The 11,160-nt window shown below is 50.3% G+C and carries 6 protein-coding genes; all 6 read left to right on the top strand.

Features of this window, described 5'->3' with window-relative positions; translation table 11 throughout:
• The coding region (locus tag DZ54_RS0105955; protein WP_025673423.1) for an Ig-like domain-containing protein at positions 1 to 4,152 on the top strand (4,152 nt) is incomplete at its 5' end.
• Positions 4,153 to 4,214: 62 nt separating this feature from the next.
• Positions 4,215 to 6,380 (top strand): type I secretion system permease/ATPase, encoded by a 2,166-nt coding sequence (locus tag DZ54_RS0105950; RefSeq protein WP_025673422.1) that lies wholly within the window; start codon positions 4,215 to 4,217, stop codon positions 6,378 to 6,380.
• The gene (locus tag DZ54_RS0105945; RefSeq protein ID WP_025673421.1) at positions 6,377 to 7,771 is read left to right on the top strand and encodes an HlyD family type I secretion periplasmic adaptor subunit; all 1,395 of its coding nucleotides are present in this window, start codon (positions 6,377 to 6,379) and stop codon (positions 7,769 to 7,771) included. The genes DZ54_RS0105950 and DZ54_RS0105945 overlap by 4 nt, the downstream gene beginning before the upstream one ends.
• Before the next feature lie 24 nt (positions 7,772 to 7,795).
• Entirely contained in the window at positions 7,796 to 9,184 is a 1,389-nt protein-coding gene (locus DZ54_RS0105940) for a TolC family outer membrane protein (protein WP_240473929.1), read from the top strand.
• Positions 9,184 to 9,786, top strand: a complete 603-nt coding sequence (locus tag DZ54_RS0105935; RefSeq protein ID WP_025673419.1) for an OmpA family protein — start codon at positions 9,184 to 9,186, stop codon at positions 9,784 to 9,786. Before DZ54_RS0105940 ends, DZ54_RS0105935 begins: the two co-directional genes overlap by 1 nt.
• A 58-nt stretch (positions 9,787 to 9,844) precedes the next feature.
• Positions 9,845 to 11,104, top strand: a complete 1,260-nt coding sequence (locus tag DZ54_RS0105930; RefSeq protein ID WP_025673418.1) for a diguanylate cyclase domain-containing protein — start codon at positions 9,845 to 9,847, stop codon at positions 11,102 to 11,104.
• The last annotated feature ends 56 nt before the right edge of the window (positions 11,105 to 11,160 follow it).

Here is an 11,160-nt window from a genome sequence, read left to right as displayed (position 1 = left end):
ACCGACAGCGCGGACCCAGCCAACACCGCCGAGTTCGAGGCGACCGTTCAAGCGGACGGTACGTTCAGCACCACGGAAGACCTAAGCGCAGCCGGTCTGGTTGATGGCAACATCACCGTGAAAGCGGATGTGACAGATACAGCGGGCAACCCCGCGAGCGACACAGAAACCGCGACGTTGGATGCGGCGGCCGAAGAAGGCACGGTCAGCGTGAACAACATCACCAGCGATGACGTGATCAACGCGCAAGAAGCGGGCGAGACCATCACGGTCACCGGCAGCGCGAGCGGCGGCGACATCGCCGAAGGCGATACCGTTGCGATGACCATCAACGGCGAAGACTACACCACCACCGTGGATGAAAACGGCGAGTGGAGCGTGGACGTGGCCGGCAGCGACCTGGCGGCGGACACCGAGTTCGAGGTGGTCGTGAGCTCGTCGGATGACGCGGGCAATACGGTAGACAGCACCGCGACCTCCACGCACACGGTCAACGCAGCACCTGATTTAGACGATGTAACTGCTTCGACTGATGAAGATAGCGTGTTAACTGGCAATCTTTTACAAGACGGTAATGCAACAAATAACGATGGGGATTCGTTATCTGTCATCACCTTCACCATTAACGGTGAAACTCACGCTGCGGGTGAGTCAGTCACTATCGCCGATAAAGGTGAAATTACGATTGGCGAGAATGGTGATTATACCTTTACCCCAGAAACGCATTGGAGTGGCGACCTACCCGATGTCACTTATGTGGTACAAGACGAATATGGCGATACCACGCAAGCCGCACTCGATATCAATGTCACCCCAGTCGCTGATGTACCTGAGTTGTCACTGGGAACACTTGAGCTGGACTTTGTTTCTACGTCTCTTAACGTATCAACTTGGAATTCGATTGATGTCGGTAGCCCAAATGGCGCAGGGCAAGGTGTTGATGCTGAAAGTTTGATGAGTGCGATTAATGGCGCCGGTGAGCCGGATGCAGAGTCAACCACTGAAGATGTATCTGCCGATTCTGATTCAGGCCTTAACGCTAACCAGGCGATGCTCACTTCTGGGTTGCTCTATCTAGAGGCAGGTAAAACATACAGCTTTGGCGGATACGCTGATGACAGTGGAGCGATTGTTATCGGTGGCCAAGTGATCGCTGAGGGCCGATTCGGTAGCCAAGGAACGTCTCCAAGCGGTGTGAGTGGTGATGGACAATTTAGCGGCGATTTTTCACCGTCAGAAAGTGGTTACTACTCACTTGATGTGTATAGCCACAATCAAAGCGGACCAGGTGGGTTTGATATTGAAGTAGCCGTAGATAGCGGCGATGCTGTTGGTTTAAATATTAACAACTTTAACCTTGTACCAAATGTCGATGCGCTTGAAGACAGTGGCCTGAGTGTGAAAGCTTACCAAGGCGACGGTGGTTACTATATCCTGAATGAGCCAGGTGAAGGGCATGCAGGTCAGCCGATTGAATTACCGCCAATCAATGCGAGCTTGATTGATCAGGATGGCTCTGAGACGCTAGGCCTCACGCTAGGCAATATTCCTACTGGGGCTACGCTGTCCGATGGTACTCAATCTGTGGCTGTCGAGAGTGGCTCTATCTCTCTTGAGGGGTGGGATCTATCGAACTTATCCATTACGGTGCCTGAGCCGCATGAGGGGGAAATTAATCTTCAAGTGACGGCAACCAGCACCGAGAATGGCAATGGCGACACGGCAAGTGTCACGGAAGATATTCCAATTTCTGTGCTACCGATTTCTAATGGCTTGTCCGTTTCGGCCTCGTTGTCCGAACTACCTGATGGCGTTCACCCAGCTGATGATTTAATCGCGCTGGCGGAAGCGAATAATGGTAGCTCGACCGATGAATTCGATGAAATTATAATTTCCTCTAATCAAAGCCAAGGTGGGCACTTAGTCACGAACGCCGGAAATGACTTGATTGTGGGTGGCACAACCGATAGTAGTTACACTCTACAGGGGCAAGGTGGTAATGATGTCCTTATTTCACGAAATGCGGAAGCAACGACCGTGTATTATGGCGGAAATGGCGATGACACGGCCTACCTACAAGGAAATCGCAGTGATTATCGCTTAGGACTGCTCAATGACAATGATTGGGTTCGTCTTATTTACCAAGACGAGCAAGGAAGTCACCCCCATCATGATCTAAATAAGGTTGAAACTATCTACTTTGCCGATGGTAAATATGAAGTAGATAATGGAGAACTGACTAAAGTCGCTGATATTGTTCAGCTTAATGTAGATGTTGATTTAAATGATGACGATGGTTCTGAACAAATAGCGTCCGTGATTATTTCTGGTGTGCCAGAAGGTGGGCGTGTTCCCGTAGGAGAACAGTTAGAGTCGGGAGATTGGCAAGTGCCATTGGATGCACTGGCGCTTCAGAAAAATGGAGATGAAAGCTTCTCTGTTGTAATTGAACTCCCTGCCGGCGGTGCGTCAGATCTCTCTGTTACCGTTGGTGCACAAGAAGTGGATAGTAACGGTGATGCCGTCGATGTGCCGCAATATGCTACTGGACAACCGGGAACAACGATCCTCTCACCATCGAATCCGAATCAGGATAATGTGCTTGAAGGTGGAAGTGGCGATGATGTGGCGCTTGGTGATATCGGTGGGGTAGAAGATAACTCAACAGCCCCCACTAACTATAATATCGCGTTAATCGTCGATACATCTGGCAGCATGGGATATGCACTAGAGCCGGGAAGTTCTGAATCTAGACTCGATGTGTTGAAAACGTCGTTGAAGTCGATGTTGGACAATATTTCTGATCATCCAGGTACGATTAATCTGGCATTGGTAGACTTTAACGCCTCAGCAAGCTTGAAAATTAACCTTGATAACTTTACCCAGTTAAGAGAGTGGCAGCAAAGTCGGTACGTTGATCGTGTGATAGATTCTCTTCAATCTGGAGGGGGAACTAATTACGAAGCGGCCTTTAATCAGGCGTCTTCATGGCTAAATACGCACTCGGACGCAAACAGTGAAAACTTGTCATTCTTCTTGACTGATGGAGAGCCGACGCTCTCAAATAGCCACCCATGGCTGAATGACGGCTCTGTAATGGGGTACCACGATCTCAATGACGCCGTTAAGTCATTCGAGACGCTATCAAGTTTGTCGTCAATGCGTGCAATTGGTATAGGTAATGGTGTAAATGCTGATACCCTCAGATTTTTTGACAATACCAATGTGTCGGGCTCAGGAACGTGGAGTGATTATCGGGGGCAGACAGTAACTGCGCCAACTGGAGATGTTGAAATTGTTAATACAGCCAATGATCTGAATGCAGCACTGGATGAAGGCGCTAGAGAGATCAATATGATCCCGGTCGGTGATGATCACGTGATAGGTAATGCTGGAGACGATATTCTCTTTGGCGATGTGATTAACACCGATAGTCTTCCGTGGGATGAAAATGGTCTGACACGGCCAGAATCGCTGCCAGATGGTTCCGGCGTTGATGCGTTAACCACATTCTTAGAAATGAAAAATGGGGCGGCACCGTCGGACCTCGAGCTTTACCAGTACATTAAAGATAACCACACGTTATTTAATGTCGATGGCGATACCCGAGGCGGTGACGATACCCTTGAGGGCGGAGAAGGTGATGACATCCTTTACGGCCAAGGCGGTGATGACACCCTTATTGGCGGGCGGGGTGAAGACACCTTAATCGGCGGTACGGGTAGTGATAAATTCCAGTGGTCGCTGGATGATATGCCATCTTCTGCCGAAGGTGACGCATTAGAAGCCGATGTGATTGTGGGCTTTGACAACCAAGGTGACGCGCAAGACACCCTCGCGTTTGTCGATGATTTAACCCAGCTGATCAAAGACGGACAGGTATCGATTTCATGGCAAACGACAGATAGTGGTGAGGCTGAGGGTACGCTAACTATCGGTATTGATGCGGATGGCGATAGCCAAATGGACCAGCATATTGATATTGAAAGCCTCAATATTGTTACCAGCGGTGGTCAGCAAGAAGTGGTGATCAACACCTTGATCAATGGCGAAGAAGGAGAGTTAAGATTAACGCAAGGTGATCAAAATGCGGACCTTTCAATGGGAGACGTCCCAGATTTAGAAATCAAAGTCGATACGGCAGACTGGTAATCCCCCTCAGGCAGCGGCTATGATGTCGCTGCCTATTGTTTTCGGTCAAAAGAGAGACGTAAGTGACTGACCAATCAAGTAATAATCAATCCTTGCAATGGAAGATAGCCTCGGGTGAACAGCCTACCGACGATCCCTTGCTGGATTGTTTGGTGTTGCTGACGGAACACTATGGCGCTCCCTGCTCAGGCGATGCATTAGTTGCGGGTTTGCCGATGACCAACGCGCTACTCACGCCCGATATGTTTTCACAAGCGGCAGGGCGGGCCGGTTTGGCTGCACGGTTGTCACGCCGCAATCTGGATAACTTAGGCCCGTTACTGCTTCCCTGTGTACTGTTGTTAGCCGACCAAAAAGCCTGTGTGCTGCGTGAAGTCGATAGTGACTCGGGTACTGCATTAATCCAGTTGCCCGAAAATGGTGGCGAGCAAACCATGGAGCTTGAAGCCCTCGAAGCAATGTATGTGGGGTATTGCTTTTTTATCAAGCGCCAGTATCGCGGCGACCAGTCGGTTGATTTACACCTGCACGACAATAAAATTCATTGGTTTTGGCAAACCGTCAAAGACGCCGCTCCCATTTATCGCGATGCCTTGCTCGCTTCAGTATTGGTCAACCTATTCGCCCTAGTGTCGCCTCTGTTTGTGATGAATGTCTACGACAAAATCGTCCCAAACCTAGCATTTGAGTCGTTGTGGGTGTTAGCCAGTGGTGCAACACTCGCGTATTGCTTTGATTTTGTCATGCGTAAGCTGCGCTCATACATGATTGATATGGCCGGAAAGAAGGTTGATATTATTGTCTCTTCTCGGCTGTTTGCACGGCTAATGGGCACACCGCTGGCCAATCGTGGCGGCAGTGTGGGGGCCACCGCCAAGCAATTGGGTGAGTTCGACTCGGTGCGTGATATGCTCACCTCGGCCACCATCACCACCTTGGTTGATCTTCCGTTTGCGGTTTTCTTTGTCACGATTATTTATTTGGTCGCAGGTGATCTGGCCATTGTGCCGGTTGTGGCTGGGTTACTGATTCTGGGCTACACCATTTCGGTGCAGCCTAAATTGCGCGCGGCAATTGAAGAGAGTAATAAATACGCGTCTGAGCGCCATGGCCACTTAATTGAAAGTTTATCGGCGTTGGAAGGGATAAAAGCCAATGGCGCCGAAGGGATCGTACAGCGCAGTTGGCAGCAAATGACTGCCCATACCGCGAATTGGAACTTTAAGGTCAAGCAGATCACCAATAATGTGTCTTATATTGCCACTTTTATTACCCAAATGATGGCGATTGCGGTCGTTATTTTAGGGGTGTATCGGGTCGCGGACGGTGATATTTCCATGGGTGGGATCATTGCCGCGGTCATGCTTTCCAGTCGTGCCGTATCACCCATGGCGCAAATGGCCAGCTTACTCAACCGCTGGAATCAAACCAGCACCTCACTGCGTCAACTGAATGCGATGATGGAGCAAGAAGACGAGTTTGCTGACAAAGGGCATCTTGTTAGTCGTAAACGCCTAAAAGGCGAGCTGAGTGCCGATAACCTCGCGTTTAACTATCCGGAGACGGAAAAGCCAGCGCTTTATCCGCTTAATTTCCGTGTTCAGCCGGGGGAGGTGATTGCCATCTTAGGTAAAAATGGATCGGGCAAAACCACTTTACTCAAACTGTTAGCCGGCCTGTTTCAGCCCAACCAAGGTAGCTTACGGTTTGATGGCGTGGATAGTCGCCAGATACACCCTTCAGACCTGCGTCGCAATGTGGGCTATTTGGCCCAAGATGTGACGCTGTTCCACGGCACCATTCGCGAAAACATTATGTTTGGTACACGCCAAGTCACTGAGCACCAGCTGATGCGCGCCGTACAACTGTCAGGCGTGAGCTTGTTTACCGCGCAAGATCACGAAGGTCTGGATAAACAGGTAGGAGAGCGCGGAGAACGCCTTTCTCGCGGGCAGAGACAGGCTGTGTCGTTGGCGCGCGCCTTGCTCAATGAGCCACCCGTTCTGGTGATGGACGAACCGACGGCCAGCTTGGATGCGCATGCCGAAAACCAATTTATCAAAGCGATGGAAGTGGCCGCGAAATCACGAACCTTGGTGATGGTGACCCATAATATGTCGCTCCTCAATCTTGCGCAGCGTGTGATTGTGATGGATAAGGGGCGAATTGTGATGGATGGCCCGCGCGATAAAATCCTGAGTAAGCTCAATAAAGGAAGCGCGTCATGAACAATGTCGTTAAAAAGGCCAGCCAACCGGCTGATCTCGATATGATTGATGATGTCTATGGCGCCATGATGACAGATACGCCGTTAAAGTACCGTGCGGTGGTGTGGGTCGTCTTGCTGCTGATCGCAAGCTTCATTGTGTGGGCCGCGGTGGCGGAGCTGGATCGAGTCACTCGGGGCAGTGGTAAAGTCATTCCCCCTTCTCATGTCCAGCTAATCCAAAGTCTGGATGGCGGCATTTTGCAGGCGATGTATGTGGCTGAAGGGCAGTTGGTTGAGAAAGGCATGCCACTCGCACGTATTGATGCAACGCGTTTTCGTTCCGATTTGGCTCAGCAAGAGCAAGAAGTTGATAGTTTACGGGCATCGGTAACGCGCAAGTATAGTGAGCTTGATAGCGTGATCCTGCAGCCACCTAGCCAGCCGTGGCAACAACAGATTGAGATAGTGCCGCGTCCGATTAGTTTTCCTGACTCACTCACCAGCCGCAAACCTCAATTAGTCGCAAGACAGAAGTCGGAATACCGAAGTCGGTTGGATAGCCTGCGCAACCAACTGGCGATTCAAGGACAACAAATCGTTCAGAAACGCCAAGCGTTGGAAGAAGTGGCGTCAAAGATAAAAACGCTGACTAACTCGCTATCAATTATGGAACGTGAGATCAATATCACACGTCCTTTGGTTAAAAAGAAGATTGTCTCAGAAGTGGAGCTTCTCAAACTGGAACGACAGATCAATGATATGCAGGGTGAGCTGACCAATTTAAAACTCTCGCGGCCTAAGATTAAAGCGGCATTAGATGAATCTATCTTAAAACGTCGTGAGGCGGCCTTACAGTTCATTGGTGAGACACGGGCCAAACTGAGTGAAACCGAGGCACGATTGTCTCGACTCACAGAGGCGACAGTAGGGGCACAAGACAAAGTCAATAAGGCGGTAATTACTTCGCCCGTCGACGGCACAGTGAAAACGGTGCACATCAACACATTGGGTGGTGTCGTGGGCCCTGGAGAAGATGTGATAGAAATTGTGCCCACTGAAGATCAGTTGCTCGTACAAGTGAAAATTTTGCCCAAAGACATTGCCTTTTTACATCCAGGCTTACCAGCTATTGTGAAAGTCACGGCGTATGACTTCACCCGCTACGGAGGATTAGACGGTAAGGTTGAGCACATCAGTGCGGATACCACACAAGATGAAGAAGGGAATAGCTTTTACTTAGTGAGAATAAGAACCGAGGCATCACACTTAACACGAGATGATGGCACGCCGATGCCGATTATTCCTGGCATGTTGACCTCGGTCGATATTATTACGGGTAAGCGCACGGTGTTAGATTACATCCTCAACCCTATTTTACGGGCAAAAGAAAACGCACTACGCGAGCGCTAATATATGAAAACAAGGAGAGAAAAGATGCCGATGCTTTCGCATCTGAGTGGCAAAATGCGCATTACGGGCATTGCGCTTGTTGTGAGCTTAATTTCACCCGTCGCTATATCGCAAACGTTAGAGCAAGCGGTAGCACGCTCACTCGAATCACACCCGCAAATACGTGAAGCCTTTGCGCGCTATAAAGCGCGTGAGCAATCTATCGACCAAGCCAAAGCGGGTTATTATCCAACCCTTGATGCCACTGCTGGGATTGGTCGTGAATGGACTGATACCCCCGGAACACGTCGTGATAGCAGCACCGATGATGAAATAGACTTAACGCGCCGAGAGCTAGGGTTGTCGTTACGGCAAATGCTTTTTGATGGTTTTCGCACCCAGTATGAGGTTGCGCGGACACAAAACGAAGCAACGGCCGAGCAATGGGGATTGATCGCCACCGCAGAAGATAAAGCGTTGGAAGTATCACGCATTTATCTGGATGTCTTGGTGGCTGAAGAAGTGGTGACCTTGGCAGAAAAAAACCGAGATAATCACCAGGATATCTACGATGCGATTGAAGAAAGTAATCAAGGTGGATTCGCCAAAGCCAGTGATCTGTCTCAGGTGACCGGGCGCTTGGCGCGAGCGAATGCGAACTTAATGTCCGCGCGTAATAATCTCGCCGATGCACGCAGTGCCTTTACCAAGGTCGTTGGTATGGCGCCCGAGGATCTCAACTTAGCAAGGCCAGATGCCGCAATGCTGCCTCAATCGCTGGATAGCACTTTGGATATGGCGTTAGACAATCACCCACGTTTGCAGGCGGCACAAGCGGATATTGCGGCGGCGAATGCTGCCCGTGATGGCTCACGTGCCGCGTATTTACCGACCGTTAATATAGAAGTGGATGCTAATTGGAACGACAATATCGGTGGCGAAGATGGCGTGGGGCCGCCAGATGTTGGGGGCGAGAATAACAATATTCAAGCCATGGTACGTATGCGCTATAACTTATTTAACGGTGGCGCCGATCGCGCGCGTGAGCGGCAAACGGCCTACCAAACTATAGAGGCGAGAGAAATTAATGAGATGACGCATCGTCAAGTGGTGGAAGGGGCCACGTTGGCCTGGAACGCGCGGACGTTTCTAGAGCAGCAGCGTGACTTTATGCGCCAACATGTTGAGGCCGCCACCGATACACGTGATGCCTACCGAGAAGAGTTTCGTCTTAATGCGCGGACGCTTCTGGATGTGCTGGACTCGCAAAATGAATTATTTGAAACACGCCGTGACTATTTGAGTAAAGAAGCCGATGAGCGCTACGCTCAATATCGGATATTAAACGCTACCGGACAATTACTGGCATCATTGCGAGTGGATACGCCCGCGAGCTGGAATACCGCAGCGCTGCATGGTGAGGAGAACAAATAATGAAGCAGTTAATTTTACTCCTGTTCACCGGACTAATGATCACTGGTTGTGCGCCACAAGCGGTGGATCCAATGGAAAGCAAGATCACACAAAGCCGCGATCTCACTGATGGGGATAAAGACGGTGTGATTACCGTGCGCGATCAGTGTGACGCGACGCTTGAGCAAGCACGCGTCAATAATGACGGATGCCCGCACGAGCGAATAGAAAAAGCATCGTTTGAGCTTAATGTCCAATTTGCCACGGATTCGGCGGACGTTCGCGAAAGTCAGTATGGCGACATCCGTGACCTCGCTGAATTTATGCGCCGTTACCCTAAAGCTTCTGTGCTGATCGAAGGCCATGCCAGTAAAGTTGGCGCGGCGAGTTACAATTTAGCACTGTCACAACGACGGGCAGAGGCAATTGCAGACGTGCTTGTGAATCAGTTCTATCTCGAGCGCAGTCGTGTCCGGGCGCAAGGCTTTGGTGAGACGCGCCCATTAATCGATGCCGAAACCGACAGTGCCAATGAAAAAAACCGCCGCGTACTCGCGACCGTTTCTGGTGAACACGGCGTAACGGAGAAACGATGGACCATTTACTCATCGGAATCAGATTAGCCGATAGGCGAGTCGTCACAACGATAGCCATCGCACTCACCGATCGACGAGGCGCTCAATGACACTGCATCAACGTGTGCTTTCGTTTGTTGTTGCCGCTGCCGTGATCACTGTACTCGTGACCACGACAGTGGTGTTCCATTTGGGCGCGGATCAACTTAAACAAGAACAGCAACAACAAGCAAGCGTATTAAGTCAGACGCTGGCTGAAGCAGTGCCAGCGGTGCTCGAACAAAGTGATGAACAACGATTAGCCCAGTTAACCTCACAGTTCATTGGTATGCCCCAAGTAAGTGGGATCATCATTGAGCCTATGTTATCTGGTGAGCGCCAAATCTGGGCGTCTGACCTTCCGGCCACTCATGTTCCGAATTGGTTTGTGACAGCGACGGGCTTAACGGTGAATACAACCTCCGTCTCGGTGAGCAATGGCTGGACGCAGTTAGCGAAGCTGACCATGACGTTCGATCCTCATCAAGACATTGCTGAGTTATGGCAACAGCTGATGCGATTAGTTAGTTGGTTATTGGCTGCGAGTGTGGTTGTTGTCTTCACTGCGTCTTTTATGTTCCGTCGTGTCACCGCGCCACTGGGGGAGCTGAGTCAGCGACTAATGTCGCTAGGACATGGTGACTTTCATCCGACACGGGTGACAACTAGCGTGAGTGATCTGTCTACGCTGCAACATGCATTTAATCTAGCGGGCCAACAAGTCGCACGGGTGCAACAATCACAGCAAGATGAGCTGTCTCGCTTGCGGGACAAACTTATGGTCGATCCGGTATCACGTTTACCTAATCGTGGCTATTTTCAGCACCAGCTGCAAAGCTTTGTCAAGGATGAAATCGGCTGTACCTTGATGCTATTAGAAGCCGATTGGTTATCACGTTTGCGCGCTCGCTATGGGTATCAGTACCGGGACCAATGCTGGCGACTGCTAGGAGAAGCGTTAAATCAGGATGGCTTAGCCAATACCCATCAAGTGGTGGCAAGGTTGAGCCATAATGAAGTCGCGATTCTACTTATCACCGACGAAGAGAAAACAGTACGCCGCTATTTGCGACAGTTATTACGCATGATCAATCAAGAGTTAGAGAATATCTCGCTACCGGTCAATCAAGGCTTTCACTTAGGTATCGCGCAAACGCGTACCGACGAGACGGTGAGTTTGATGGCAAAAGCGGATAATGCGCTACAACACGCGAAGCGTCATCAAGAGGTCTATTTTTGGCCAACCGATGAGCAAGTTGACAGCCGGACCCGAGACGCAATGGCGTCGACCTACACTTGYTCAATGCGCTGCAACAAAACCCATTAGCGCTGTATGCCCAACCTGTTCGCCACCGTGATAATCAATATAATTGGCATCAAGAG

It is taken from the genome of Salinivibrio socompensis S35, from assembly GCF_000513715.1.
Lineage (GTDB): Bacteria > Pseudomonadota > Gammaproteobacteria > Enterobacterales > Vibrionaceae > Salinivibrio > Salinivibrio socompensis.
This window is presented reverse-complemented; position numbering and strand designations above follow the sequence as displayed.